Annotated in this window: 24 protein-coding genes; 6 read left to right on the top strand and 18 right to left on the bottom strand. The window is 62.3% G+C overall.

The window, feature by feature from the left end; translation table 11 throughout:
- Nucleotides 1-3: 3 nt before the first annotated feature.
- On the bottom strand, nt 4-795 hold the full coding sequence (locus VL752_RS01470) for an alpha/beta fold hydrolase (protein ID WP_325351956.1): 792 nt from the start codon (nt 793-795) through the stop codon (nt 4-6).
- A gap of 11 nt (nt 796-806) precedes the next feature.
- The gene (locus VL752_RS01465; RefSeq protein ID WP_325351955.1) at nt 807-1,499 is read right to left on the bottom strand and encodes a fumarylacetoacetate hydrolase family protein; all 693 of its coding nucleotides are present in this window, start codon (nt 1,497-1,499) and stop codon (nt 807-809) included.
- Nucleotides 1,500-1,847: 348 nt separating this feature from the next.
- Here VL752_RS01465 and VL752_RS01460 point away from each other — a divergent pair, with 348 nt between their 5' ends.
- Nucleotides 1,848-2,567: a FadR/GntR family transcriptional regulator gene (locus tag VL752_RS01460; RefSeq protein ID WP_325351954.1), complete on the top strand. Its 720-nt coding sequence runs from the start codon at nt 1,848-1,850 to the stop codon at nt 2,565-2,567.
- 102 nt (nt 2,568-2,669) lie between these two features.
- On the top strand, nt 2,670-3,569 hold the full coding sequence (locus VL752_RS01455; RefSeq protein ID WP_325351953.1) for an NAD(P)-dependent oxidoreductase: 900 nt from the start codon (nt 2,670-2,672) through the stop codon (nt 3,567-3,569).
- Nucleotides 3,570-3,637: 68 nt separating this feature from the next.
- Here the strand turns inward: VL752_RS01455 and VL752_RS01450 are convergent, their stop codons facing one another.
- The 11 genes from VL752_RS01450 to VL752_RS01400 all read right to left on the bottom strand — a co-directional run bounded on the left by VL752_RS01450 (nt 3,638) and on the right by VL752_RS01400 (nt 15,131).
- On the bottom strand, nt 3,638-4,570 hold the full coding sequence (locus tag VL752_RS01450; RefSeq protein WP_325351952.1) for an SRPBCC family protein: 933 nt from the start codon (nt 4,568-4,570) through the stop codon (nt 3,638-3,640).
- A gap of 23 nt (nt 4,571-4,593) precedes the next feature.
- Nucleotides 4,594-5,415 carry a phosphoenolpyruvate hydrolase family protein gene (locus VL752_RS01445; protein WP_408863041.1) on the bottom strand — a complete coding sequence of 274 codons (822 nt, stop codon included), beginning with the start codon at nt 5,413-5,415 and terminating at the stop codon, nt 4,594-4,596.
- A 10-nt stretch (nt 5,416-5,425) separates the two neighbouring features.
- The gene (locus VL752_RS01440; protein WP_325351950.1) at nt 5,426-6,646 is read right to left on the bottom strand and encodes a Tm-1-like ATP-binding domain-containing protein; all 1,221 of its coding nucleotides are present in this window, start codon (nt 6,644-6,646) and stop codon (nt 5,426-5,428) included.
- 59 nt (nt 6,647-6,705) lie between these two features.
- Complete coding sequence (locus tag VL752_RS01435) at nt 6,706-7,788, bottom strand: ABC transporter ATP-binding protein (RefSeq protein ID WP_325351949.1); 1,083 nt, start codon at nt 7,786-7,788, stop codon at nt 6,706-6,708.
- Nucleotides 7,781-8,860, bottom strand: coding sequence for an ABC transporter ATP-binding protein (locus tag VL752_RS01430; protein ID WP_325351948.1), 1,080 nt, complete (start codon nt 8,858-8,860; stop codon nt 7,781-7,783). The genes VL752_RS01435 and VL752_RS01430 overlap by 8 nt, the downstream gene beginning before the upstream one ends.
- The gene (locus tag VL752_RS01425; RefSeq protein ID WP_325351947.1) at nt 8,857-9,132 is read right to left on the bottom strand and encodes a hypothetical protein; all 276 of its coding nucleotides are present in this window, start codon (nt 9,130-9,132) and stop codon (nt 8,857-8,859) included. The genes VL752_RS01430 and VL752_RS01425 overlap by 4 nt, the downstream gene beginning before the upstream one ends.
- A complete protein-coding gene (locus VL752_RS01420; RefSeq protein ID WP_325351946.1) occupies nt 9,132-9,965 on the bottom strand; it encodes a carbohydrate ABC transporter permease in 834 nt (277 codons plus the stop codon). Before VL752_RS01420 ends, VL752_RS01425 begins: the two co-directional genes overlap by 1 nt.
- Complete coding sequence (locus tag VL752_RS01415; protein ID WP_325351945.1) at nt 9,962-10,825, bottom strand: carbohydrate ABC transporter permease; 864 nt, start codon at nt 10,823-10,825, stop codon at nt 9,962-9,964. The genes VL752_RS01420 and VL752_RS01415 overlap by 4 nt, the downstream gene beginning before the upstream one ends.
- A 113-nt stretch (nt 10,826-10,938) precedes the next feature.
- Nucleotides 10,939-12,438, bottom strand: coding sequence for an ABC transporter substrate-binding protein (locus tag VL752_RS01410; protein ID WP_325351944.1), 1,500 nt, complete (start codon nt 12,436-12,438; stop codon nt 10,939-10,941).
- A 474-nt stretch (nt 12,439-12,912) separates the two neighbouring features.
- Nucleotides 12,913-14,055: a Gfo/Idh/MocA family protein gene (locus VL752_RS01405; RefSeq protein WP_325351943.1), complete on the bottom strand. Its 1,143-nt coding sequence runs from the start codon at nt 14,053-14,055 to the stop codon at nt 12,913-12,915.
- Between the two features lie 23 nt (nt 14,056-14,078).
- A complete protein-coding gene (locus VL752_RS01400; protein WP_325351942.1) occupies nt 14,079-15,131 on the bottom strand; it encodes a TIM barrel protein in 1,053 nt (350 codons plus the stop codon).
- Between the two features lie 495 nt (nt 15,132-15,626).
- Between VL752_RS01400 and VL752_RS01395 the strand changes: the two genes are divergently transcribed.
- The 3 genes from VL752_RS01395 (at nt 15,627) to VL752_RS01385 (ending at nt 18,294) form a co-directional block, all read left to right on the top strand.
- Nucleotides 15,627-16,313, top strand: a complete 687-nt coding sequence (locus tag VL752_RS01395; RefSeq protein ID WP_325351941.1) for a GntR family transcriptional regulator — start codon at nt 15,627-15,629, stop codon at nt 16,311-16,313.
- A gap of 127 nt (nt 16,314-16,440) precedes the next feature.
- Nucleotides 16,441-17,295: a sugar phosphate isomerase/epimerase family protein gene (locus tag VL752_RS01390; protein WP_325351940.1), complete on the top strand. Its 855-nt coding sequence runs from the start codon at nt 16,441-16,443 to the stop codon at nt 17,293-17,295.
- 45 nt (nt 17,296-17,340) lie between these two features.
- Complete coding sequence (locus tag VL752_RS01385) at nt 17,341-18,294, top strand: sugar phosphate isomerase/epimerase family protein (protein ID WP_325351939.1); 954 nt, start codon at nt 17,341-17,343, stop codon at nt 18,292-18,294.
- 64 nt (nt 18,295-18,358) lie between these two features.
- On the opposite strand, the gene kch is transcribed toward VL752_RS01385, so the two are convergent.
- From kch to VL752_RS01370, 3 genes are all read right to left on the bottom strand, one after another.
- Nucleotides 18,359-19,621 carry a voltage-gated potassium channel protein gene (kch, locus tag VL752_RS01380; RefSeq protein WP_325351938.1) on the bottom strand — a complete coding sequence of 421 codons (1,263 nt, stop codon included), beginning with the start codon at nt 19,619-19,621 and terminating at the stop codon, nt 18,359-18,361.
- A gap of 295 nt (nt 19,622-19,916) precedes the next feature.
- Nucleotides 19,917-20,948 carry an alcohol dehydrogenase AdhP gene (gene adhP / locus VL752_RS01375; RefSeq protein ID WP_325351937.1) on the bottom strand — a complete coding sequence of 344 codons (1,032 nt, stop codon included), beginning with the start codon at nt 20,946-20,948 and terminating at the stop codon, nt 19,917-19,919.
- Nucleotides 20,949-21,011: 63 nt separating this feature from the next.
- Entirely contained in the window at nt 21,012-21,989 is a 978-nt protein-coding gene (locus VL752_RS01370) for a LysR family transcriptional regulator (RefSeq protein WP_325351936.1), read from the bottom strand.
- Nucleotides 21,990-22,075: 86 nt separating this feature from the next.
- Here VL752_RS01370 and VL752_RS01365 point away from each other — a divergent pair, with 86 nt between their 5' ends.
- Complete coding sequence (locus VL752_RS01365; RefSeq protein WP_325351935.1) at nt 22,076-22,774, top strand: pirin family protein; 699 nt, start codon at nt 22,076-22,078, stop codon at nt 22,772-22,774.
- A gap of 66 nt (nt 22,775-22,840) precedes the next feature.
- Here VL752_RS01365 and VL752_RS01360 read toward each other — a convergent pair whose 3' ends face one another.
- Together VL752_RS01360 and VL752_RS01355 are read right to left on the bottom strand one after the other, a co-directional pair.
- Nucleotides 22,841-23,764, bottom strand: a complete 924-nt coding sequence (locus tag VL752_RS01360; RefSeq protein WP_325351934.1) for an NAD-dependent epimerase/dehydratase family protein — start codon at nt 23,762-23,764, stop codon at nt 22,841-22,843.
- A 170-nt stretch (nt 23,765-23,934) separates the two neighbouring features.
- Nucleotides 23,935-24,843, bottom strand: a 909-nt coding sequence (locus VL752_RS01355) for a 3-hydroxyacyl-CoA dehydrogenase (protein WP_325351933.1), incomplete at its 5' end; no start/stop codon positions are given.

Here is a 24,843-nt window from a genome sequence, read left to right as displayed (position 1 = left end):
CGCCTAGGCCGCCTTGGATGAGCGCTGCCGCGCATAAAACAGCGTCATCGCGTAATTTACCTGCTTGGCGCGCTCGATCGTTGCCCAGTGACCGCAACCATCCAGCTTGCGGAACTCGGCGCCCTCGATCGCCCCGGCGAGTGCCGAGCCGGTATCGGGCGGGGACGTGCGATCCTGATCACCATTCAGCACCAGCGTGGGGCACCGCACAGCGGAGAGATCCGCACGGGAGAGTGCCGCCAGCGCTTCGCAGGCGCGGGCATAGCCTTCCGCCGGCTGCGCCATGATGCTCTCCCGCACGAAGGATGCCGCGGCCGGATTGTTGGCCTTGGTGTCGTCCGAGGTGCCGGCCGTCACGATGGCATCGGCGATGGCCGCCATCCCCTCCGCCCGCACCTTTGCGGCACGGTCGCGCAACGCCTTCCGAGCGGCCTCGGGGGGTTCCGGGAAGGCGCCGATCAGCGCTAGGCTCGCCACCCGATCCGGGTAGCGGGCCGCATAATGTTGGCAGATGATGGTGCCGAGCGAATGCCCTGCCAGATGTACGCGTGCCGTGCCACCGGCATGCTCCACGACCTCATTCAAATCGGCGACAAGGCTGTCGATCGTGACATTCTCGCGCACGGGCGTGCGTCCCGATCCCGGCAGATCGTAGGCCACGGGCCTGAGGTCCCGCTTCAGAATCTGGCTCTGTGGAAACCAAGTATTCGTGCTGCCGCCCAAGCCGTGAACGAAGACAAGAAGCTCTCCCTGTGCGCCGAATTCTTCAACAAATCGGTCATTATTGTATTCCATGACGCTCTTTCCTACTGGGCCGCTAAGGTGGCCTCTTCTGATGTTTTGGCGGGCGCCCGCTGCACGGCGTTCCTCAGTATGCCAATGCCTTCAATTTCGACTTCAACGATATCGCCGTCTCTCAAGAAACGCGGCGGATCGAAGCCGATACCCACGCCCTCCGGCGTTCCAGTCGCGATGATATCACCCGGGGCAAGAGTGACGCTCTTTGAAATGGCCTCGATCAGCGCCGGTATGTCGAAGATAAGGTCAGCGGTCGATGAATTCTGCCGCAACTCGCCATTGACGCGGCAGGCAATGCGCAGGTTGCTGCCGTCTATTTCGTCCGCAGTCACGATCCATGGCCCCATCGGACCGAACCCATCGATGCCTTTGCCAAGAAACCACTGCTTGTGGCGACGCTGCAAGTCCCGCGCGGTCACATCATTGATGATCGTATAACCGAAGACATGGGATAGGGCCGCCTCCCGCGCAATGGCGCGGCCACCGCGGCCGATGATCACAGCGAGTTCGGCCTCGTAATCAACGGCGGCATCAAGCCCGTCCCAAAGCGGAATCGGGTCCCCTTGTGCCGCAATCGAACTCGACGGCTTGGTGAAGACGATCGGGCAGTCCGGGATCGCTTCTTCGGCCTTGGCCCCTGCATCGAAGCCGCTTTTGGTGAATTCGTGTGCATGGGCATAATAGTTCTTGCCGACACACATGATGTTATGCGGTGGCGCCGGGATCGGCGCCAGCAGCTTCGCCCGGTCCAGCCTGTGTCCGGCTGAGACAGGCGACGGAGCCGCGAAGAGACGGTCGGAATGGCTGATCGCGGCCACCATGTCATGCCCGATCTGGTCTGGCAGCCCCGGAATGACCTCGGTCAGCGGCCAATAGAGGCCGTCTGCCGCATTGATGACCGATACGGTTGGCCGTCCATGATGCAAAATGGTCGCGAGCTTCATTCTTGATCCAATCTAGAGTGATCCAATCTAGACCAATTTTCTTATTTGTGCTTCCAATTAGGAACCAATTTGCAGTCATTGGCTAAGCCATGTCAAGTCGGACTCATGAGCGCTGACACACCTGGACGTGAGGCCGAGTCGAGTACCGAGGGATCGGTGCGCGGCGACGCAGAGACACTGAGACGGCTGCTCGGCCGTGAAATCGGCTCACCGCGCTGGCGCGTGGGTGACAAGCTGCCGACCGAACGGGAACTGGGAGAGACTTATGGAGTCTCCCGCAACACTGTCCGGCGCGCCTTGCAGGTGCTGGAACAGGAAAAGCTGATCATTCGCCATGTCGGACGCGGGACGTTCAAAGCCGGCGGCAACGCCTCGGCCGAGGAGGCCTTTCTGCCGAGTTCGGATTCGCTCAGCCCGGCGAGCGTGGTTGAATGCCGCCTGATCTTCGAGCCCGAGATGGCCCCTTTGGCTGTTGCGCGCGCGACTCAGGCAGATCTTGAACGGCTTGCAAGCTGCCTGAAGGGCGGTGCCGCGGCTACCGGCGTGGAAGAGTTCGAGCATTGGGACGGCGCGCTGCATGAGGCGATCGCGCTCGCAACTCACAACCAGACGATCGTCGCCATGGCGCGGGCCCTCGCCGTCGTCAGAACGCGCGGCGAATGGGGGCAACTCAAGGCTCGCAGCATGACCCCGGAACATCGCCGCGCCCTGCACACGCAGCATACGAATATCGTCGCCAGCCTTTGCGACCGTGACCGCGACGCCGCCCGCAGCCTCATGCGCGAGCATATCCTCTACGTCCGAGCCTATATGTTCGGCGAGTAGAAGCAGCGCCCTGCTTGACAGTCTGGGGCTGGGCAGGCACCAAATTGGCTCTTAATGGTTGCTTTGGTCCGCCTTGACGCGGACCTTAGGGGGAAACAAGGCATGCGCATCGGCTTTATCGGGCTTGGCATGATGGGGACGCCCGTGGTCCTCAATCTCCGCAAGGCTGGTTTCGAAGTCACTGTCTGGAACCGGACACAGGCAAAAGCGGCTGCGGCGCTAGAGGCCGGGGCGCACTGGGCCGAGCGGATCAGCGCGCTGAGCCGGGAGTCCGACGTCGTGATGACCATGGTGACGGATGCGGCAGCGTCCGAAGCGGTGATCTGCGGCAAGGATGGCGTGCTCGACCATGCCCGGCCGGGCACGATCCTTATCGACATGGCATCGATTGCGCCGGAGATGTCCCGCGCCATCGCAGCCCAGGCGGAAGCGCGCGGAGTTGCGATGCTGGACGCGCCGGTAACGGGCAATCCCAAAGTGGCCGAGGCGGGCAAGCTTGGCATCATGGTGGGTGGTGCGGCGGAAACACTGGCGCAGGTCCGGCCGGTGCTTGAAGCCCTGTCGGCGGTAATCGTCCATGCCGGCCCTTCCGGCGCCGGTTCCACCCTGAAGCTCGTCAATAACCTCATCCTCGGCGTTGCCATCGAGGCTGTGGCGGAAGCCTTGGTGCTGGCCCGCATGGCTGGGATCGACCCGGACTGCGTGCGGCAGATCACAAGCGTGGGGGGCGCACGCACGGGTGCCATGGAGACGCGCGGGGCACGCATGATCTCTGGAGATTTCACTCCCCATTTCTCCACCGACAACATGCACAAGGATCTCGCGACCGCCGTCAGTCTTGCCGATCGCCTGGGCGCGGCAACGCCCGTTGCGGGCGCGGCTCTGCATGTGCTTCGCGCCGCGCGCGCGCAGGGAAAAGGCTCATTGGACTCAGCGGTCGTCTATCAGGTCCTGGAGCAGTTATCCGGGCTGTCCGGTCCCGCGACGGCCGACCGCCGGTAGGCAAGCCTCGCCTGTGATCCACGTTCAGATTGAATGGCGCGCGCCATTCAATCTGAAACCGTCAAACCCTAAACGGATGTCGGTGCGCCAGACGAAAGCTGGGCCGCCAGCGTGTCAAAGGCGCGTTGAAAGACGTCGTTATGCACGAAGGGGATCAGCTGCAGATCATCCTGAGGTGCCGCTGTCCAGTCTGCTGTCCACACAGCGCAACACCCACTTCCCGCCGTGACTGGGTAAAGACGCAACCCGGCATGATAATTCAACCAAGGTAACTCGCTCTTCACGATGCGGTAGCGGAAGGCGAGGTCAGGATCGGAGAGAAGGGTAAGCTGCTCTTCCAGAGCCCCCTCGCCGACGCGGAAGCTGCGGACACCCGAGACTTTCGCTGACGACACGCCGCCCTTCATGCTCATGTCGGCGATATCCGGGTGCCATTGGTCCATGCTCGCGAAGTCGCGCACGACCGACCACACTTCTGCAGCAGGCGCCGCGATAATGGACGAGCAGAAGATCTTGGCTGGCCGCATTCCCTGCCAGCGCGGCCCCTGCCCTGCTGGAGCGGTAGCACCCTTCAGCTTCTCGGCCAAAGCCGCCCATCCCGCGGCGAAGACGGCGTTCGATATCAGCTCGGCGTAATCGCCCGTCTCTTCCGGCCGCGGATCGAAGGTGCCGGTCCATTGCGCGAAGGTCTTATCACCATTGGTGACGGGGATGAGTTCGATCGTCGCCACGTAATTGTCGATCGGGAAAGCCGGCGTCTCGAAACTATAGGAGAAGGTATAGCGGCTATCGTCCAGCATCAGCAGCCGCTCGCTTGCCGTGCCACCGCCCTCCAGTTTCAGGTTGCGGACACAGCCGACCACATCCGGATCGCCGCCGCCCTCGATCTCGCTGAAGGCGAGAGCGGGATGCCAGGACGCCAAAGCGCCGAAATCACGGATCGCCGCCCAGACGGCTTCGACCGGCGCTTCGATGATCGCACTCGCGTAAGCCCGTGCCATGCTGTCCTCCCCTTCCCCGCCGCTCAGCGGGTGATTTGCTTGAAGCGGCGCGTCCGCTCGATCAGCGCCCTTTCGCTCGGCAGCCGCTCCATGCTGGAGGCGCCGTAAAAACCGTGGCAATCCGGGCAGCGCGCCAGCACATACTGCGCGTCCTCGGGCTCGGCGATCGGCCCGCCATGACAGAGCAAGAGAATGTCGGGCCGCACCGCGCGCCCGGCCTTCCCGATTGCATTGATCCGCTCCACGCAATCATCGAGCGTGAGCGCGGTCGAGGCCCCGATCGCGCCGCCGGTGGTCAGCCCCATATGCGCGACCAGGATATCCGCCCCGGCCTCCGCCATCGCGGTCGCCTCGTCAGGATTGAAGACATAGGGCGTGGTGAGAAGGTCCTTGGCATGCGCCAGGCGGATCATCTCCACCTCCAGCCCGTAGCCCATGCCGGTCTCCTCCAACCCCGCCCGGAAGGTGCCGTCGATCAGCCCCACGGTCGGGAAATTCTGCACGCCGGAAAAGCCAAGGGCTGCGAGCTGATCGAGAAAATAGTCGAGATTGCAAAACGGGTCGGTGCCGTTGACGCCGGCCAGAACCGGCGTGTGGCGCACCACGGGCAGCACTTCCCGCGCCATCTCAACCACGATCTCATTGGCATTGCCGTAGGCCAGCATGCCGGCGAGGGAGCCGCGCCCCGCCATGCGGTAGCGGCCGGAATTGTAGATGACGATGAGGTCGATCCCGCCCGCCTCCTCGCATTTGGCGGAGAGCCCGGTGCCGGCGCCCCCGCCTAGAATCGGCTGGCCTGCCCGTGCCATGGACTGGAACCGATCCATCAACTTTGCCCGGTTCATGCGTGCCATCTCAAACCTCCTCCAGCACCGCGCGAAACTGATCGCGCAGCGCATCCGCGAAAAGCGGATCATTGAGCGCATAGGGCAGCCGAAGCAACTGCCGGCGTGCAGTTTGAATGACCGTCTGCTCCAGTGCTGCGAACAACGCTTCGTCGGCGGCCGGGTCGTGAAAGGCCATGCCCGGCGCATCCAGCACCGAGACCCCGCCTTCAGGCAGCAGAAAGCGCACGAGCCCCTCGCAGCGATTGAGCCGCTCTCCGATCCAGCGGCCCATGCGTGCATTTTCCTCTGGTGTGGTGCGCATGAGCGTGACCTGAGGATTGTGGATATAGAGATTGCGGCCCTTATACTGAGCCGGCACCGTCTCCTGCGCGCCAAAATTGACCATATCGAGCGCACCGCAGGAGCCGACATAGGGTAGGCCTGTCCGCGCTATGGCGCCGAACCGGTCCTCGGTGCAGGGAAAGACGCCGCCCATCAGCAGGTCGCAGACCTCCGTCGTCGTCACGTCGATCACAGCTTGCAGCAGGCCGGACTCTGCCAGCTTCTCCATGGACTGGCCACCGGTGCCGGTTGCGTGGAACACGAGGCAGTCATGGCTGCCACTCAGGAGTTCGACCAGGCGGTTCACGCAGGGCGTGGTGACACCAAACATGGTGATGCCCACGGCAGGCTTGTCCGAGGCGGCCGAAGGTGGTGCCGTCTCCACCATGCCCGAGATGGCATGGGCAGCATTCGCAAGCACGATGCGGGAAATGCGGTTCAACCCGGCGAGATCGGTGACCGAATACATCATCGTGATGTCGCTGGCCCCTACATAGGGTGCAACATTACTAGAGGCGACGGTCGAGACCATGAGCTTCGGCGTGCCTATGGGCAGCGCGCGCATCGCGGGCGCAACCAGCGCCGTGCCACCCGACCCACCGAGGCCTATGACACCCCCGATATCATCCTGCGCGCACATGAACGCGGTCAGCGCCTCCGCCATGGCGGCCACCGATCGGCCGCGATCACCGGTGAAGACAGCGTCCACGCCCGCGGGATGGTGAGCCGCGACCTCGGCCGCGCTAATATCGGGCGCGGCAATATTGGGCGCCGGTTCGAAGCTGCGGGTCGACACGTCCACGAGCGTCACCCTATGTCCCCGCTCGGCGATGAGTTGCCGGACATAGGATAGTTCGGCCCCCTTCGTGTCACAGGTCCCGACTACATAGACGCGCGCCTTCGTCATGGCACTCAGCCTCCCCTCACTCCAAGTCATTGATCAGGGTGTAATTCACGGATCGGACGCTAGCCAGCGCGCTGGACTGCCTCCGGCAAACGCAATCCGTCCACGAAGAACACCGCATGCTCCAGCGGGCAGCGGACGAAAACCGTCGCACCATCCTCAGGCGGGATACCCGGTGCCGTCTTGGCCTTGAGCCGCGTCTCCCCCACGACCAGACTCAGCAGATTCTGCCCACCGATCGTGATGCTGGAGCGGAGGATACGGGCCGGCACCGTCTCCGCAGTGGGCGCCGGCAGGACATCGACATGCTCCGGCCGGATACCGAGCGAAACCTCGCCCGTGGTCGCCGCGGGCAGGGCCAGCGCCCCTGGCAGCACGTCGAAACGCAGCGTCGCGCCCTCGCGGTTGCGGGGAGCGAGGAAATTCATGCCCGGGTTGCCCAGGAACCAGCCACCGAAGCGGCTCTCGGGCTTGTCGTACATGACATGCGGTGCCGCGCATTGGGAGATGCGGCCGGATTGCATGAGCGCGATCTGATCGGCGAGTGTCATCGCCTCAGTCTGGTCATGGGTGACATAGATCACGGTCTGGCGCAGCCGGGCGCGGAACTCCTTGAAGGCGCGGATCAGCGCCAGCTTGGCATGCACCTCCACATTCGTCGTCGGCTCATCAAACAGGATGACGTCGCATCGGCGCGCGATGGCGCGGCCGACGGCCACCTTCTGCCGTGTACCGATATCGAGGTCACGGATATGAGCGTGGCGATCCGCGCCCAATTGCAGCACCTCCAGCACCTCGTCCGCCCGGCGTCGGCACTCGGCGGCGGACAGCGAGCGATCCCGGCGTAAGGGCAGCTCGATATTCTCGATGACGCTGCAGGTTGAGTACATCACCGGATACTGGAAGACCATGGCGACATCCCGCTGGCCGGCTGCGAGCTGCGTGACGTCGCGGTCACCGAAATTGATGCTACCGGTAGTGGGCGTTTCCAGCCCGGCGATCATCCGCATGAGCGTCGTCTTACCGCAGCCCGACGGACCGAGCAGGCAGGTCACGGTGCCTTCGGGGAAGACCGTCGTGATGTCGTCGACGGCTTTGAAGGCGCCGAAACTGCGCGTGATGTGAGAGAGGCGGATGTCAGGCATTCTGGCCCCCTTGGCCGCGACCCAGCAGTGCTCCGGAGGCGCGGTCATAGACCAGAAGCCCGTCGACATTGATCGCGAAGGGAAAGGGCGAGCCCATGTCCAAATGCGCCACACTCGGTGATGGCACGGAGGTGACAAGGGTCTCGCCCCCGGTCTCGAAATAGACGACGCATTCCGCGCCGATATTCTCCATCAGGCGGATCGTTGACGGCATCCCGCCGGGGTCATGCAAAAGATGCTCCGGACGGGCAGCGACGGCGACCTCGCCAACGAAATTGGTCGGTGCCGAAAGGTGAAAATCGACGATCCCGGTACGGCATAGGCTGCCCGGTTCCAGCCTGCCGGCCAGCATGTTACAGCGTGGGAAGCCGACGAGCTCCGCCGCACGGAGATGCCGGGGGGTGCGATACAGGTCGCCGGCCGCATTGACATCGACGACACGACCGGCATCGAGCACGATCAGGTTCTCGGCCATGGTCAGCGCCTCCAGGCTGTCGGAGGTCACATAGAGGAAGGTCGCGCCAAGCTCGGCCCGCATGTCCTTGAGATCCTCCATCAGACTCTCACGGAGCTTGAAATCAAGGCCGACGAGCGGATCATCTAAAAGGAAGAGCTCGGCGTTTTTCAACATGCCGCGGGCAATCGCCGTCCGTTGCTTTTCCCCGCCGCTGAGCTGAGCGGGGCGCTTGGACAGCAACGGTTTGATCCGCAAAATATCTGCAACCTGGTCGACGCGGCGCTTGATTTCGGCGCGTCCCACTTTCTGCAAGGTCAGCGGATAGGCGATATTGTCGAAGACGCTGACATGCGGGAAAAGGGCGAAGGATTGCGGCACATAGCCGATCCGGCGCTGCGCCGCTGGAAGGTCGGTGATGTCTCGGTCATCGATAAGAATGCGACCCGCACTCGGCTGCTCCAGACCGACCAGCAGCCGGAGCAGCACCGATTTGCCTGCGGCCGGCGGCCCGCAGAGTACGGTAAGGCTGCGTGACGCGATCTCGACCGTGACATCATCCAGCGCGCGGACATTACGGTAGGATCGGCTGACGCCTTCAAGCCGCACTGTGCTCATCCGCCGAGCCGCGCAAGATAGGGGACCAGAAGGATCCCGATGACGAAGACGGCGGCGACAATGAAGAGCAGCAGCACGGTAAGGCGCAGTGCCTGCCAAAGACCCGCGGTGCGCGGCAGGTTGCCCACTGCGATATTGAGGATCGTGGCCGTCATGACGGTCAGAAGTCCGATCTGATAGAGGCCGAAGCTCCATTGCTGCACGATCAGCAAGAAGCCTAGAACCATGATGAGGATGAGCGCGAGTTCCGCGCGTGGCACAATTCCGCGCATTACACTTCCCCGCGCACGGTGCCGAAGGTCATGCCCACCAGCAAGTAACGCTGGAAGAAATAGACGACCAGGATCGGCGGCACGATATAAACCGTGGTCAAGGCTGAGATGAAAGTCCAGTCAACGCCGCCATTGGAATAAAGACCGCTGGCCAGCGCCACCGGAATATTGGAGGTCGAAAGTCCCCCGATGATGTAGTTGAACAGGAATTCATTCCAAACAAAAATGAAATTGAAGATGGAGGCGGCGATCACACCCGGCATTACCTGCGGCAGAATGGTGCGCGCGATGATCCGAAGCCAGGAGGCACCGTTGATGATGCCTGTCTCATCAAAGCGCGGGGAGACGCCGTCAATGAAGCCCTTCAGGATCCAGACCGAGAAGGGGATGGAGAACATGGCGTAAAACAGGATCATACCCGCATAGCTGTCCTTCCAGCCGAAGGCCACATACATGAGGTAGACCGGCAGAATAGCGGCCGACCCCGGCAACATGCGGATGGAGAGCAGCAGGAACATCAGGAAATTCGTGCCCGCCGGCTTGAACCGGGAAAATGAAAAGGCAGCCAGGAACGACACGGCAACTGCGATCACAACCGCCGCCACCGACAGGACGGCGCTGTTGAACAGCTCCCGTGGAAAGGCACTGCTCGAAAAGAGCTTGGCATAGTTGGCGACGGTCGGTGTGAAGATGAGTTTGGGTGGGACGGCCAGAATTTGATCCGCCGTCTTGAACGAACAGAGCACGATCCAGATAATGGGCGCGAAAAAGATCAGCGCCACCAGCCAGAGCAATGCGTGATAGCCGTGCTCGCGCCAGGTTGTTTGTCTCATGGCGATGCCTCCCGCCGCTCACGCCAATGCAATACGAAGATGAACGTGGCCGTGAAGGCAATAGAGATCAGCAGCAGGATTACGGCGAGCGCAGATGAAAACCCCATATTGAAGGCCTCGAAGGCGCGCCGATAAAGCGTCATGGCGACGAGCTGCGTCGTTGAGCCGGGTCCGCCATAGGTCATGTCGTAAATGAGATCCATGGTCTTGAAGGCATCAATGGTGCGCAGAAGAATGCCCAGCATCAGGATGAACTTGCCATGGTGGAGCACGATCAGCCGCAGCCGCTGATGCCAGGCAAGACGATCGATCTCGGCCGCTTCCAGTTCTGCCTTCGGCACCGAGGCCAGCGCCGCCAGCGTCATCAGCACCATGAACGGCGTCCACATCCAGATATCGACCGCGAGCACCGCGCCGAAGGCCACGCTGCTGTTGCCCAGGAAATCGACGCTGTGAAAGCCAAGGCCGCGGATGAAGAAATTGAGCACGCCGAAGGTCGGGTCATAGATGAGACGCCAGAAGGTGCCCGAGGCTACTGGGGTCAGCACCATCGGCGCGAAAAGCATGGTGAGAGCGATGCGGCGACCCGGCAGTCGATGACTGTTCCAGAACAGCAGGCCGAGTGCCATCCCAAGCACCGTCTCCAGAGCCACGGCGAAGAACACGAAAAGAAAGGTTCGGCTGAGATCGAGCCATATCCCGGAATCGTTCAGGATGGTCCGATAGTTGTAAAGGCCCGCGAAGCGCGGCGGATGCCCACTCGTCAGTGAGAACCGATAGAAGCCCAACCCCAAAAGCCACAAGGTCGGGATCAGGTTCCAGACGATGAAGAAGATGAGCACCGGCAGCAAGAGAAGCAACGGGAGAACTTCACGCCGGCCAAGGAACCGGGTGAAGTCCTCCCAGAACGCAAATCTAGCCGCAGGCGCGTCGTGCGACGGGCTCAAGGTCGCTGGCGCACCGGGCTTCATGCTTAAAGCCGAATACCGTTGCAGGCGCCGCTCGGCGCTTTGTCCGCGGTACCCTCATCATACAGGATGCCCTGCTGCCGGCAGGCAATATAATCCAGCACATGCGCGGGATTTTTCAACTGCCCGGTCATGTAACCGGTCCAACCTTCCTGCTGGGTCGCCAACATTTCCGCGTAGCGCGGATCATGCCAGAAGTCCGTGCTCCGCTGCAGCATGTATTTATAGGTGCGGTTCCATGGATAGACGTCATCAAAGCCGGGACTGGTGAGTGTCGCCTTGTCGCAAGGCAGGCCACCCCGCTTGAGATAGTTGGCCGATGTCTCCGGCAGGTACCACCAGCGCATGAAGTCGAAGGCGACGCGCATATGGGCGTCATCATTGAAGGCGTTGATGACCCATGGCTGACCGCCGATGATGTAATTGCGGTTGAGCTTCCCGCTGGCATCCTTGAAGCCAGGCGGGGGCACCACCATCACCTTGCCCTTGAGGGCGTCCGGCACCATCGTCGCACCAGTCGCCACCCACTGCCAAGCGGCAAAGACCTTGCCCTGGGTGAAGGCATCGACGACTTCGGCGATGAAGTAGTTCAGCGCACCCGGCGGATTCCACTGCAGCATGGACTTATAGAGTTCCATGGCCTTCGCGTTGAGAGGCGTGTTCATAATCCCCTCGACCTGCCCTGTCTTGGGGTCCCAGATATCGCCGCCCATGCTGCGGATGAAGGAAATCAGGGGGCAGCTGACCGCGTCGTATTCGCGGGAATACTGCATCGCGATGCCGTAATAGCCCTTCTCCGGACGGTTGAAGAAGGCAACCAGCTTCTTCCAATCGTCCAAATCCATCTTCTCGAAGTCTTCCCAGGTCATCGGCATCGGCGTGCCGTATTTGGCCTTGTAGGCGTCAGCCTCGCCGGGCGCTTCCAGCCAGTCCTTGCGGATGAAGATGCCTTCGACATCGCCGACCTGCGGAAAGCCGTAGAGGTTGTCGGTGCCGTCCGGATAGACCTGATAGGCCGCGCGCACCACCGGCGCATACCAGTCGATGTTGAGCGCCGGATCCTTGGCAATGATGTCGTTAAGCTTGACGATCCATTTCGGTGTCGCCAGCGCGCCGAGCCATTGGCTGTCGCTGATGATGATGTTGTACTCTTGGCTCTTGGTCGCCAGAGAAGTGGCGGCTTTCTGGAACAACGCGCCGAATGGCGCACCGGCGAAGGAGAAGGTCACGTCGTAGTTGTAGCGGTCCTTGACGTATTTTGCGAAGTCCGGAGACATGTCGACGCCGAGGCTGCTCGGCAGCCAACCGGCAACGCCGAGGATCGACATATGGATCGACTTCCCGGCGAGGGGGTGCGCCTCCTTGCCCTGAGCACGGGCGATGTTTGGCGCATAGAGTGCCGTCGCTCCCAATGCGGCCGCCCCTGTCAGCAGGCTGCGTCGCGGCAGGGATAGGCTGTCAGTCGGTAGGGTGAGCGCAGGCAAAGAAGGCTCTTTCTCAGACATGCCCCATTTCCTTTTTTATCGTCCACTTTGTGCGGACTTTTATTCTGCGTAACGTTAGCCGTTTCACCGAGGTGGCTGCAACATCGCTGAATACTTCCTTTGGACTAAAGCCTGGCTTCCCGGCCTAGCCAAAAGCGCTTTAACCGCCCCACCTCGCCACGAGCGAACAGCCCGCCCTGTCACCAAAGCCGTTCATCGCGGCCAATCCGACATCCAAGCCCCCGCGTTGCATCGGTGGCATCTCGCTTACTCGTATGGGCGCGATTATTCCGCAAGCGCGAGGACCAGGTTTAGAGGTACCGTTTCGTCTATCGGCACTTTTGACACCGACTTTATTACTTCATCAAACATGACCGATTGCCCCTGGCGGGGCAAGTCCAATCAGCCCTCAATGGCGCGTGGCAAGAAAGCTTTTGGCCACACCCTGCACCCGGATCGGCAGCGTGGTCGCCCAATCGACCGTCGTTATGGCGCTCAGCTCCTGACCTGCTCCCAACGGCCCGATCGCGCGGAGGCCAGCACCGCATCCGTGACATAATCGGTCTTCAGCGCGTCGCGAAAGGTCGGTGTCGCCGGTTGGCCACTGCTCAGGCCTTGGATGAAATCAGCCGCCTGGTGGATGAAGGTATGCTCGTAGCCGATCTGCAGACCCGGCACCCACCAGTGACGCATATAAGGATGATCGCCATCGGTTATGTGGATGGAACGCCAGCCACGTAGTTGCCCCTCATCGCCATGATCGAAGAATGACAGCCGATGCAGGTCATGCAGGTCCCAGGCAATGGACGCGTGCTCGCCATTGATTTCAAGCGTGTAAAGCGCCTTGTGCCCACGCGCATAACGGGTCGCCTCAAAGGTCGCGAGCGAACCGTTGTGAAAGCGGGCGAGGAAGGCGCTAGCGTCGTCAATCTTGACATCCTCGACCTTGCCACTCACCGCGTGCGTCCGCTGCTTGACGAAGGTCTCGGTCGCCGCCGTCACGCTGTCGATCGAACCATTGAACCAAAGTGCTGTGTCGATGCAGTGCGCCAGCAAATCGCCGGTTACACCGCTGCCGGCGACCTGAGCATCTAGACGCCAGGTCCCTGCCCCCCCCTGTGGCACATCTGCCGATATCGTCCAGTCCTGCAGGAATTTCGCCCGATAATGGAAGATGCGGCCAAGCCGACCGTCATCAATCAGTTGCTTGGCGAGCGTGACGGCCGGCACCCGCCGGTAATTGTACCATACCATGTTGGGCACCTTGGCCGCTTCCACCGCCGCAACCATCTGCTCTGATTCTGCGGCGTTGCGACCCAGCGGCTTCTCGCTCATCACCATTTTTCCGGCCTGTGCGGCGGCGATAGCGATTTCGGCATGCGTATCGTTCGGGCTTGCGATATCGATGACGTCGATATCCTTGCGCTCGATCAACTTACGCCAGTCGTCTTCCCAACTCTCAAAGCCCCAGTTGACCGCGAAGTCCGCGGCACTCTGCGCGTTGCGCGTGGCGACCGCCTTTAGCACCGGCTGATAGTCGAGCTTGAAGAATTCACCGACTTGCCGGAAGGCGTTGCTATGGGTGCGCCCCATGAATCCAGCGCCGACAAGGCCAACGTTGAGTTTTTTCTTTTCCATTTGTGTGTTGCCTGGATCCCGGGTTACTCGCGCCAGCCGTGGGCTTCGCGTACCTTGAGCATGGCGCCCAGAACGTCATTCCAGGTCTGCTGAGCGGTCATCACAGAATTGGGAAACATGCAGCCATCCCAAGAGATGTGACGCATCCGCCTGGTCAGTTCGCCGCGGTCATCGCGCAACCAATAGCCGGCGTGTTTGGTGATATCGAGCTTCCCATTGGGATCTGTCACCTGTACATGCCGCCCGGTCTTTTCATGATCACCCGAGCCGAACACTGTGCCGTCATTCTGCGCGACATGGAAATCAAACGTCCAGGGGCGCAGCGCATCGGCAACTTTTTTGTACGCCACGTCCAGCACCGAACGATCAGTCCAGTCATAATCTTCCGGAAGAAGTCGATCCTTCTCCGCGTTATAGCCGAGGGTGAAGAGCATCGAATGGGCCATGTCGGCCTGATAGCCTACAACGCCAGGCATGCCGACTTCTTCGAGGAGGTTGACGTTCTCCCGCCAGGACTGCATGCCTCCCCAGCAGATCTCGCCTTCTGCCACGATGAATTCGCCGTGGTCCTGAGCCGCCTTGCCGGCTTCGCGAAAGGTCTGGGCAATCAGTAGCGTGTTGCCCTTGGGATCCTTGTCCCACTCCGACACACTCGTCGATGAGTCGACGCGTATGCCACCTGTGGGTCGGATCCCGAATTCGCGCATCTGCTGTCCGATTGCCGCCGCTTTCCGCACTTGGCTCACAAAGCGCTTGCGATCGTCTTCGGAACCCATCGCGGAGCCGCCACCGGCACCGGCCCAAACGGGCGCCACAAATGACCCGACTTTCAGGCCATAGCGCGCGATATGCTCAACTGCGCGTTTAACCTGGTCCTTGTCGCTATCGATCGAAATGTGTGGATCTGCCAGCCACAGATCAATGCCGTCAAACTCCTGGCCATCGACCTCAGCATTAGCGGTCAGCTCAAGCAATGTATCGAGCGGAATGATCGGCTCGGCCGGAGGCGCCCCTTTGCCTACCACGCCCGGCCATGCCGCGTTGTGCAGCTTGGGATAATTGTTCTGCTGCGCCATGCTGTTCGTCCTCCCTGCCTCATCCGCCGCCTCTCGGCAGCTGACGGTATCGAGGATCGTTTCCCGGACGACAGCGCATACAGAAATTCGGCAGCCCAATGGACGCCGCTCTGGTCGCCGTCACGAAACGAGACCGTCTCCCCCACGCTTGACGGCCATTATAAAACCGGCCGATTTGAGCGCATGCTCACCTTCTGTTATATCAGTCGGGCGTGTCAAGCGGCTCCATCTATGTCTCGGGAGATTTTTCTGCATATCATTCCTTCCCAAAACTGGCGCCCTGAACGGACTAAATTACGGTTTTACTTGCCTTTTTTGTTAAAATATCTTTAAGTGGATGGCCGCGTCTGGGAGAAGAACGTCAACTTGGCCGGTTCTGGTCCATCACGCTGATATAACAATGACGGCAGCGCGCCCCGGCACTGAAAGCTCGGTGGGTCGTAGTGCAGATTTGCTGCGACGCCGCGAACTATGCCGCAAGCAAACGAGGGAACCTTGGTCGAAGCGCCGGTATTACAGTTGCAGCTGGTAACGCTGGACCGCAAATTGCCATTGCGGGACCAGATTTACCAGCTGATCCGCACCTTGGTGATCATCGGCCAACTCCGACCAAGACAGCCGGTCAATGAGGTCGAAATCGCAGACCAACTCGGCGTCTCACGAACCCCAGTGCGGGAGGCAGTCAAACGGCTCAGCGACGAAGGATTGATCAACGTCTACGCGAAAGCCGGTACTTTCGTGGCTGACATCTCCGGATCGGAGTTGGAAGAGGCCTATATCATTAGAAAGGCACTCGAGCTTGAAAGCTGTCGCCGCGCGGCTGAGGTGACAACCAAGGCAGACACAAAGCGACTAGACGACATCATCGCCGCTCATCAGACCGCGATACACCGCAAACGCTATGCCGAGGCTATTCGACTGGACGATCAATTTCATCGAGCGATCGCCGAGATCAACGGCCTTTCCATGCTTTGGCGTGCCGTTGACATCTCGAAAGCACAGATGGACCGAGGACGCTATCTGTCTATTCCGCAACCTGGCTGGGGCGAGGTCACGATCGTGCAGCATCGCGCGATAGCACGTGCGCTCGGCGCGCATGACGCGGAAGCGGCAATCGAGGCGATGGGACAGCATCTCGACACGTCACTTCAAAACACGTTAAGCCTCGTTGATAGCCACTAACTGTTCTTTTGTAATCTACACGCAACAGCGAAAAGACCCCTGTGGCAGAGTGAATGTGATGATTGCGGTGGCGTCTAAGTGTGGATGCTGATCGTACAGCCTAGTCCCGGGAAGAGGAGAATGTGCCATGTTGCTCGGCCTCAATATGCTGCTGTGGACACCGTTCGTCACAGAGGATCACTTTCCCCTGTTCGAGCGCCTGAAGAAAGTTGGCTATGATGGCGTCGAACTGCCGCTCTTCGAGGGAACGCCCGAGCACTACAGGCAGATCGGCCTGGCACTGCGGGACAATGGTTTGCAGTGCACAGGCATTGCCGTCATCCCGGACGAGGCACGGAGTTGCGCCAGCAGCACGGCCGCATCCAGGCAGGCTGGACTGGATCACATCAAATGGGCCACAGACTGTCTCGAAGCCGCCGGCGGAGAGCTTCTGTGCGGACCTTTCTACCACCCGCTCGGAGTGTTTTCCGGCGCGCCACCCACCCGCGACGAGATCGACTTCGTCGCCGGGGTCCACAAGGAAGCCGCTGTCTATGCGGGCCGGAAAAAGATGCGCCTCGCGGTCGAGCCCCTCAATCGCTTCGAGACATACATCATCAACACCGTATCAAGTGCAGCTGAGCTGGTGCGGCAGGTGGCAGAGCCGAATTATGGTCTGCTCTACGACACCTTCCACGCCAATATTGAGGAGAAGGATCCGGTTGGGATCATAGATCCATGCATAGGCCAGATCAGCCATGTGCATCTTTCGGAAAATGATCGCGGAACGCCGGGCAAGGGCCATATTCCTTGGGCTGCGACCTTATCTGCCCTTCGCTCGGCTCGCTATGACGGATGGTTTGTCATAGAGGCATTCGGCCGCGCGCTGCCGCAGGTGGCAGCAGCCACACGCGTCTGGCGTGACTTCTTCCCCTCAGAAGAGGAAGTCTATCAACAGGGGCATGATTTCTTGCGCGGTCAATGGGAAGGTTCAGGCGTCTAAGGTGCCTTGATCCGATCCAAAATTCGGAATTGTGGAGTAGTAGATATGCCTGTCACGCCTTACAACGACGTCTGGACGCGGGATAACTGGCCGATCGCCGCCGCGATGATCCAATATCCCAATGTTCTGGCCGATGGAACGTCCGTTCAGGAACAATCAGCTGAAGGGTGGGCAGCGACGCTGGAGGATATTGTCGACGCAGGTTTCACGGATCTCGATCCGACCGATTCCTGGCTGCGTGTCGCAGACCTTGCCCCTCGACGTCTCGATGAATTCATGAGTGTGGTTACGTCACTCGGCCTCAGAATACCGGCTATTTCCACCTCCCGTCGGAGCGTGATAGATCCCGAACATGGCAGTGAGTATCTCGAGTATAGTCATCGGCTGATCGATACAGCGGCCGCGATCGGCGCCAAAGCCGTGTCCTTCGGCTTGTTCGGCCCCCTCTCAGCCGCGCAAAAGGAAGTCCTCTGGTTTTGGACCAAGCCTGGCGTGACAAACCCCGATGATCCTGCTGTTTGGCGGCACGCCGTGTCCTGCATTCGGGAACTTGGGCGCCACGCGGCGGAAATGGGTATCGAAGTCTCTCTGGAAATGTATGAGGATACATATCTGGGAACTGCAGATAGTGCAGTGCGGCTCGTGACCGATGTCGACCATCCGGCGGTCGGCCTCAACCTCGACCTAGGCAATCTGATCCGCCTTCACCGTCCGATCGAGAAATGGCAGATCATGCTCGAAAAGACAGTGCCCTACGCCAGATATTGGCACGTGAAGAACTATTTTCGCGACGAAGATCCGGCGACAGGTGCGGTCGTGACAATGCCGGCGCCGTTGGAATACGGCCTGATCAGCTACCGGATCGCCGTGAAAATGGCCATTCAGGCGGGCTTTAAGAGTGCATTTCTGGTTGAACACTATGGCGGCGATGGCCTGAGCGTCTGTGCGCGGAATCGCGACTATCTACGCACCCTTCTGCCGAAGGCTCGGTCGCTGTAGGGCGCTTCCGATTGGGCGTCCGAATAGCGGGGGCCGCCGCGCTCCAGGCCATTCGGACGTCGCGCTACGCCGGGCTGTTGCCGGCGGCGCGCACGTCCAGGTAGCGCTCCATCAGCTTCTCGCCGTCGATCTTCTCCTCGGTCAGCGCCATGGCCAGCACCTCGCCACCGAAGACGTTGGGCGCCATGATCATGTCGGGCTGAACGCGGCGTACGCGCTCCATGTTCTTGCGCGCGTTCACCGCCGCGATCTTCTTCGCCGGACTATCGAGATCCTTCAATGCCAGAATGACGAAGGCGTTCTCGGCATCGTCCTCCGACAGCGCAAGAACCGCCCGCGCATTCTCGGCGCCGGCCCGGCGCAGCACGTCAAGGTCCGTCGCGTCACCCAACTCCATCTCCGCTCCGTCGACCCTCGCTGTCTCGTCATCGGTGATGACGACAAGTCCGAGGCCGCGCTGTACCAGCTCGCGCGCGGTATTGCGGGCGAGCGCCCCTGTGCCGGCAATGATGTAGTGGTCCACGCGGCGCATCTTCTTGGCCCCTCTGGGTTCGAGGATATGAGACAGCCGGCCCTGCAGAATGGGGCCGACGAGGGCGGAGAGCGTGGTCACGAAGACAGTGATCCCCACCACGATGAGGGAGACAACGAAGAGCCGTGCATCGTCGGTCTTCGGCAGAATGTCACCATAGCCGACGGTGCTCATCGTCACGACGGTGAAGTAGACCGCCTGCTGCAGGTCATTGATCGGCGGGGCGAAGCCCTGTCCGAGGAAGAGCGAGCCGAGAACGCCGTAAGCCAGCAGCAGCATGGTTGCGGCGAAGGCGAAGAGGGTGCTGGCGGTGACCGATGAGCGCGTGAAGGCCCCGCCTGAAACAAGGAGCGCCACAAAGAGCGCCATGACGTAGAGCACGTTGGGTGCATAGAAGGCCTGGTGATTGTAGCCGATGGCGATCGCGACCTGCGCCAAAGTCATCAGCAGCGCCGTGACCCAGGCGAAGCGGGAGCGCAGGATGAGGCCGATCGCGACCAGCAGCTGCACCGCACCGATCGCGGCATTGGGCACGCCCTTGAGGATGAGTTCGGGCACGCTCATGGCCAGGGGATGCAACGAACTGGTGAGTCCGGCGAATTTCAGGTGAAGATAGTCGTCGAGGTAGCGGGTGACGGCCGGCAGCAGAGCGAGGCCACCGGCGACACCCACGGCGAGCGCCAGCGGCAGTTGCGGGAACCAGAGATCGAGCCGCCCACGATGATAGATGCGCCGCCAGAGAGACCGGGTGCGTGGGAAAGTCAAAAGACGGCGGAGGGCGGGCGCGACCTGCATGACCCCAGGCCTAGCCGAGCCGGCGCCGCTTGGCGAGCGCCGGCAGGATCACAGACCGGTCACCGGCCGATCGCCATGGCGCAAGGATCAAAACTGTAGTTCGGATCGGAGGGGGGCGCGGCGGCCGAGCACCGCGCCCGTCGTAGTCATCAAACCCGGCTTGACCGCAGAGCCGCCGATATCGACGCCCGTCGGGAGGCCGGGCGTCACGGTACGAAAACTCTATCTGGATCCGGCGCGCGTGCAATCAAGCAAGCGAGCGGGCTCACGCAGCGGCTGTGCCAAGGCCGGAAGGTCAGCCGGCGAAATCCAGCACCATGCGGCCGTCGATCCTGCCCGCCTTCATGCGGTCGAAGATAGCGTTGATGTCCGAAAGCGGCGCGCGGGTGATCTCGGCATGGACCTTGCCCTCCGTCGCGAAGGCAATCGCCTCGTCCAGGTCCCGGCGGGTGCCGACGATGGAGCCGCGCACAGTGATACGCTTGAGCACGACATCGAAGATCGGTGTCGGGAAATCACCGGGCGGCAGGCCGACGAGGGCAACCGTGCCGCCGCGCCGCACGAGACTGAGCGCCTGGGCGAAGGCTGGGCGCGACACGGCGGTGACCAGCACACCATGCGCGCCGCCGCCGGTGGCCTTCACCACCTCGGCCGCCGCTGTGGTGCTCAGGGCATTGATCGCGATGTCCGCGCCGCTGGCCCGCGCCAGATCGAGCTTGTCATCCGTCACATCGAGGGCGGCAACATGCATGCCCATTGCCTTGGCATATTGGATGGCGACATGACCGAGACCGCCGACGCCCGCGATGGCGACCCATTGGCCGGGCCGCGCCTCGGTCTCCTTCAACCCTTTATAGGTGGTCACTCCGGCACAGAGGATGGGGGAAACCGCCGCGAAATCGACGCCCGCAGGCAGGCGGGCGGCGAAGGCGGCGGAGGCGATGGCATATTCGGCGAAGCCGCCGTCGCAGCTGTAGCCGGTATTGTGCTGATGCTCGCAGAGTGTCTCCCGCCCCGTCTCGCAATATTCGCAGGCGAGGCAGGCATCGTGCAGCCAAGCGACGCCCACGGCGTCGCCCTCGCGGAAGCCGGTGACATCCGGCCCCATGCCCACCACGACACCCGCGATTTCATGCCCCGGAATGAAGGGCGGCGTAGGCTTGACCGGCCAGTCTCCCTCAGCGGCGTGTAGGTCGGTATGGCAGACGCCGCAGGCCATGACCTTGACCAGCAACTCGCCTCGGCCGGGCCTGGGTATCGGCAGGTTCTCAATCACCAGCGGCTTGCCGAACTCACGAACGACTGCAGCCTTCATCGTCTGAACCATCGTCACTCTCCGGGTTGTTGGAGAGATGCTGCACCGAAGCCGGGGCTCATGCCTTGACCGAAATCAAACCCTCGCGGTGCGGTCCCTGGCGGCTAGGGACCATGGAGCGGCGCCGGACGCGAAACGTGCGACGAGGAAATCGACCATGACCTGGGTGCGCATGGGTCTCGGCCCGCCCGCCGGGGTGACGAGGTGCAGCGCCAGTTCGGGGCTCTCCCACTCGTCGAGCACGGAGACGAGGCGGCCGGCCGCGAGCGCTTCCCAGACGATGAAATCCGGCTGCAGCGCAATCCCTTCGCCCGCCTCGAGGGAGGCTGACAGGGCTTCGGCATTATTAGCGCTGAGCCGGGGCGTGACGTAGACGCTCTCCTCCCCGTCCTTCGCGTGGTGAAAGTGCCAGGCATTTCCGCTGGCGAGATTCGCGTAGCCGAAGCAACGATGGCCTGCCAGATCACGGGGCTTGATTGGCCGGCCGTGGCGCTGGAAATAGGCAGGCGCGCCCACGACATGGCGCCGCACCGGACAAAGCCTGCGCGCGATGAGGCCGGAATCCGGCAACCGCGCGATGCGCAGCGCGATGTCGATCCCGTTCGCCACGAGATCGATCATCCGGTCCTCGAGATGGAGATCGAGCGAGACCTCGGGGTAGGCGGCCAGAAATCCCGGCACGGCGGGGGCAACATGGCGCAGCCCGAAGGACATCGGTGCCGCGAGCCTCAGGCGCCCGCGGGGCTGGGCGGATTTGGCCTGGGCCTCGGCCTCTACCGCCTCGCCGTCCGACAGGATTTGCGCCGCACGGACGGCGAGGACCCGCCCCGTCTCGGTCAGTGCGAAGCGGCGGGACGTGCGGTGGATCAGCCGCTCGCCGAAGCGCGCCTCGAGCCGGGCGACCGCTTTGGAGACCGTGGGCCCGGTGATGCCGAGATCGGCGGCTGCGGCGGCGAATGAGCCGGTTTCCGCCACTTTCGCGAAGATCGCCCAGGCCTCGAGATCAGGTAGCGCCATGGTCACCCAAAAGAAATGGAAAGGATAAGCTTCCATCTTTTCTCTTTAACGCAGCCCTGTCCAGGTCCATTTTCTGTCCCAAGGACGGAACAACAAGGTTCCTCTCTTCAGGAGATTTTTTCATGATCGATGTCAGACCCTTCAAGGACCTCGGCGGCGACAACCATGGCTGGCTCAATGCCCGGCATCATTTCTCCTTCGCAAATTACTACGACCCGGAGCGCATGAACTGGGGCGCCACCCGGGTGTGGAACGATGACGAGATCGCCGCCAAGTCGGGCTTTCCGCCGCACCCGCACGCGGACATGGAAATCATCACCTATGTCCGGGAAGGCGCCATTACCCACAAGGACAGCCTTGGCAATGCCGGCCGGACCGAAGCGGGCGACGTTCAGGTGATGTCCGCCGGCAGCGGCATCCGTCATTCCGAATGGAATGAGGAAGATGAGACGACGCGCATCTTCCAGATCTGGATCATGCCTGAGACGCGCGGCGGCAAGCCTTCCTGGGGCGCACGGCCTTTCCCGAAGGACGCCCGCTCTGGCCGGTTCGTGACCCTCGCGAGCGGTGTTGCGGGTGACGAGGACGCTTTGCCGATCCGCGCCGATGCGCGGGTGCTGGGGGCAACGGTGAAGGCCGGCGAGCAGCTGACATTGACGCTCAACCCGACCCGCCACGCCTATCTCGTGCTCGCCCGCGGTTCGGTAACAGTCAACGGCACGGCGCTCGGGGCGCGAGACGGCGCCGCCATCACCGGCGAGACGACCCTCAGCTTCACCGCCGTCGAGGAGGCAGAGGTGGTGTTGGTCGACGCCGCCTAACGGTGAGGCTGGCGCTTCCCTCGAAACAACAGGGAAGCGTCAGCCGAACAGATCCCGCTTCGGACTCTAGCCCTCCGGGAAAGGAACAGTCGCGTAAAGGTCGTCCTCCGGCGCGTAATCGAGCCAGGTTTCGGCCTCGGTCAGGCTCCAACCCATATCGCGGTTGCGGGACATGCCGTTGACCAGGATGGCGGGGCCGGGCCAGCCGGCCGGATCGGCACCGATGCTGTTCCGCACGAGGCGCGCGAAGTCATGATTGGAGAGCCACATGGAACGGAACCAGCGCAAGGTGCGCTGATCCTCCGGGTCCTTCGGCTCCTCCCCCACCAGGCCGGGCGAACCCGAAATATTGATGCCCTCCGGCCGGTTCTCCCCTGGCTGGCACCAGCCGATGCGGATGGTGACCGTGGTAAGCCGGCTGGCCTCTTCCCGCGCAAAACCGGCGACCGCCCGCTCCCCCATCAGCTTTGATGCCGCATAGGGCGTGGCATCGGTGAAGTTTGCACCATTGCGCCACTTTGTGCCGGGCGCGGGCGGCAGATCGGTAGTCAGACCACCCGGAGCGATGCGTTCGGCGAGCGGCGCATCCTTGTAGCCGCCCATGACATGGTTCGAGGAGAAGAAGACGAGCCGCCGCAGACCGAAGCGCAGCGCGGCAAGACCCACAAACTGCACCATGTCGAAGGAGATGGCGGCCTCCCGCCAGGTTGCCTCCGGCACGGGGCGGGCCGCCGCACAATGCAGGACGGCATCAGCATCGGCCATCGCGCCCTCCCAGCCGCTTTCGCGCCGGGTGAGATCGGCATGGATGAGATTGACCTTGGCGCGCGCCGTCTCAGAGAAATCCGGTGCCTCATCGCCGTGAAGCGTGCCGATGATCTGGCGGCACCACGGCGCGACCGCCAGGGCCTCCACGGCCTTGCGGCCAAGATTGCCTCCGGCCCCCGTGACCATCACGGTTGCCGGCCGACGGAATTCAGCCTCGGTCACGTGCATCCTCCATCCGTGCGACCGAATCTCGTCAGGAGTCCCGCCCGTCTCGCCTTCGGTGTCTCCTGCGCGGGTCTTCTGCTTGCGTTCGGCCTCGCTGCCGCGACCTTAAGGACCATGACAGGCTTGGCAAGGGGAAGAACCGGAGACCGGCTGGCGGTCCCCGAGCGTTAGCTTTGGCGCGCCTTATGGGCGAGGAGCGCCATCAGGCGCCGATCCCGCCAGGCCTGGCGGCCGGCATGGTCTTCCGTCGGCAAGCGGTCGCGCTGAGCCTCGTGCAACCCCCCGATGAGGGTATCGCTCCACGAGGGCGTCTTGCTCGCCGCCAGCATCTCCCGGAACGGCCCGCCATAACGCGCACAGTAATCGGCAAGGCCACCGGGTGCGTTGAGGTCGATCGTCTCGAAAGGTCCCATGAAGGACCAGCGGAGACCGAGACCGTCCTTCACGGTCGCATCGATATCGCCGGGATCGGCATAGCCTTCCTCTACCAGAAACATCGCCTCAGCGATCAGCGCCGCCTGCAGACGGTTGAGGAGGAAACCGTCAATCTCGCGCTTCACCGTAGCCGGCACCATGCCGGCTCCTTGCATCAGAGCGCGGGCGCGGGCGACGACGTCGGGTGCCGTCCATGGTGCTGGGGCGAGTTCCACGAGCGGGATCAGATAGGGCGGATTGACGGGATGGGCGACAAGACAACGCGACCGTCCCGGCAGTGTTTCCGAAAAAAGGCTCGCGCGGATCGTGCTGGTGGAGCTTGCGAGGATCGTCTCGGGTCCCGCCAGCGCGTCCATGCGGGCGAACAGCGCCTGCTTGTCGGGGATGCGCTCGGGCCCGTTCTCCTGCACGTAGTCCGCGCCAGCCAGCGCCTGTTCCAGCGTCTCTGCCGGGTGCAGCCGGGCCATGATCGCCTCCGGCGTCTCGCCCCGCAACAGACCGGCCTCGGCAAGCTCCGGCAGACGGGCCGCGATGAAATCCCGCGCCGCCGGCACCGCCGCCGGAACCGGGTCCCAGAGTGCCACCTCATGCCCCGCACGCGCGAAGACGATGGACCAGGCGCGGCCGATAAGGCCGGAACC

This window comes from Acidisoma sp. (genome assembly GCF_035492295.1).
Lineage (GTDB): Bacteria > Pseudomonadota > Alphaproteobacteria > Acetobacterales > Acetobacteraceae > Acidisoma.
The sequence above is the reverse complement of the archived record's forward strand: the minus strand, read 5'-3'. Positions and strand labels throughout refer to the sequence as shown.

Bases quoted from the DNA above. Each gene is read 5' to 3' on its own strand.
- VL752_RS01470 (WP_325351956.1), bottom strand. From the start codon at position 795: ATGGAATACAATAATGACCGATTTGTTGAAGAATTCGGCGCACAGGGA.
- VL752_RS01465 (WP_325351955.1), bottom strand. From the start codon at position 1,499: ATGTGTGTCGGCAAGAACTATTATGCCCATGCACACGAATTCACCAAA.
- VL752_RS01460 (WP_325351954.1), top strand. From the start codon at position 1,848: ATGAGCGCTGACACACCTGGACGTGAGGCCGAGTCGAGTACCGAGGGA.
- VL752_RS01455 (WP_325351953.1), top strand. From the start codon at position 2,670: ATGCGCATCGGCTTTATCGGGCTTGGCATGATGGGGACGCCCGTGGTC.
- VL752_RS01450 (WP_325351952.1), bottom strand. From the start codon at position 4,570: ATGGCACGGGCTTACGCGAGTGCGATCATCGAAGCGCCGGTCGAAGCC.
- VL752_RS01445 (WP_408863041.1), bottom strand. From the start codon at position 5,415: ATGAACCGGGCAAAGTTGATGGATCGGTTCCAGTCCATGGCACGGGCA.
- VL752_RS01440 (WP_325351950.1), bottom strand. From the start codon at position 6,646: ATGACGAAGGCGCGCGTCTATGTAGTCGGGACCTGTGACACGAAGGGG.
- VL752_RS01435 (WP_325351949.1), bottom strand. From the start codon at position 7,788: ATGCCTGACATCCGCCTCTCTCACATCACGCGCAGTTTCGGCGCCTTC.
- VL752_RS01430 (WP_325351948.1), bottom strand. From the start codon at position 8,860: ATGAGCACAGTGCGGCTTGAAGGCGTCAGCCGATCCTACCGTAATGTC.
- VL752_RS01425 (WP_325351947.1), bottom strand. From the start codon at position 9,132: ATGCGCGGAATTGTGCCACGCGCGGAACTCGCGCTCATCCTCATCATG.
- VL752_RS01420 (WP_325351946.1), bottom strand. From the start codon at position 9,965: ATGAGACAAACAACCTGGCGCGAGCACGGCTATCACGCATTGCTCTGG.
- VL752_RS01410 (WP_325351944.1), bottom strand. From the start codon at position 12,438: ATGTCTGAGAAAGAGCCTTCTTTGCCTGCGCTCACCCTACCGACTGAC.
- VL752_RS01405 (WP_325351943.1), bottom strand. From the start codon at position 14,055: ATGGAAAAGAAAAAACTCAACGTTGGCCTTGTCGGCGCTGGATTCATG.
- VL752_RS01400 (WP_325351942.1), bottom strand. From the start codon at position 15,131: ATGGCGCAGCAGAACAATTATCCCAAGCTGCACAACGCGGCATGGCCG.
- VL752_RS01390 (WP_325351940.1), top strand. From the start codon at position 16,441: ATGTTGCTCGGCCTCAATATGCTGCTGTGGACACCGTTCGTCACAGAG.
- VL752_RS01385 (WP_325351939.1), top strand. From the start codon at position 17,341: ATGCCTGTCACGCCTTACAACGACGTCTGGACGCGGGATAACTGGCCG.
- kch (WP_325351938.1), bottom strand. From the start codon at position 19,621: ATGCAGGTCGCGCCCGCCCTCCGCCGTCTTTTGACTTTCCCACGCACC.
- adhP (WP_325351937.1), bottom strand. From the start codon at position 20,948: ATGGTTCAGACGATGAAGGCTGCAGTCGTTCGTGAGTTCGGCAAGCCG.
- VL752_RS01370 (WP_325351936.1), bottom strand. From the start codon at position 21,989: ATGGAAGCTTATCCTTTCCATTTCTTTTGGGTGACCATGGCGCTACCT.
- VL752_RS01365 (WP_325351935.1), top strand. From the start codon at position 22,076: ATGATCGATGTCAGACCCTTCAAGGACCTCGGCGGCGACAACCATGGC.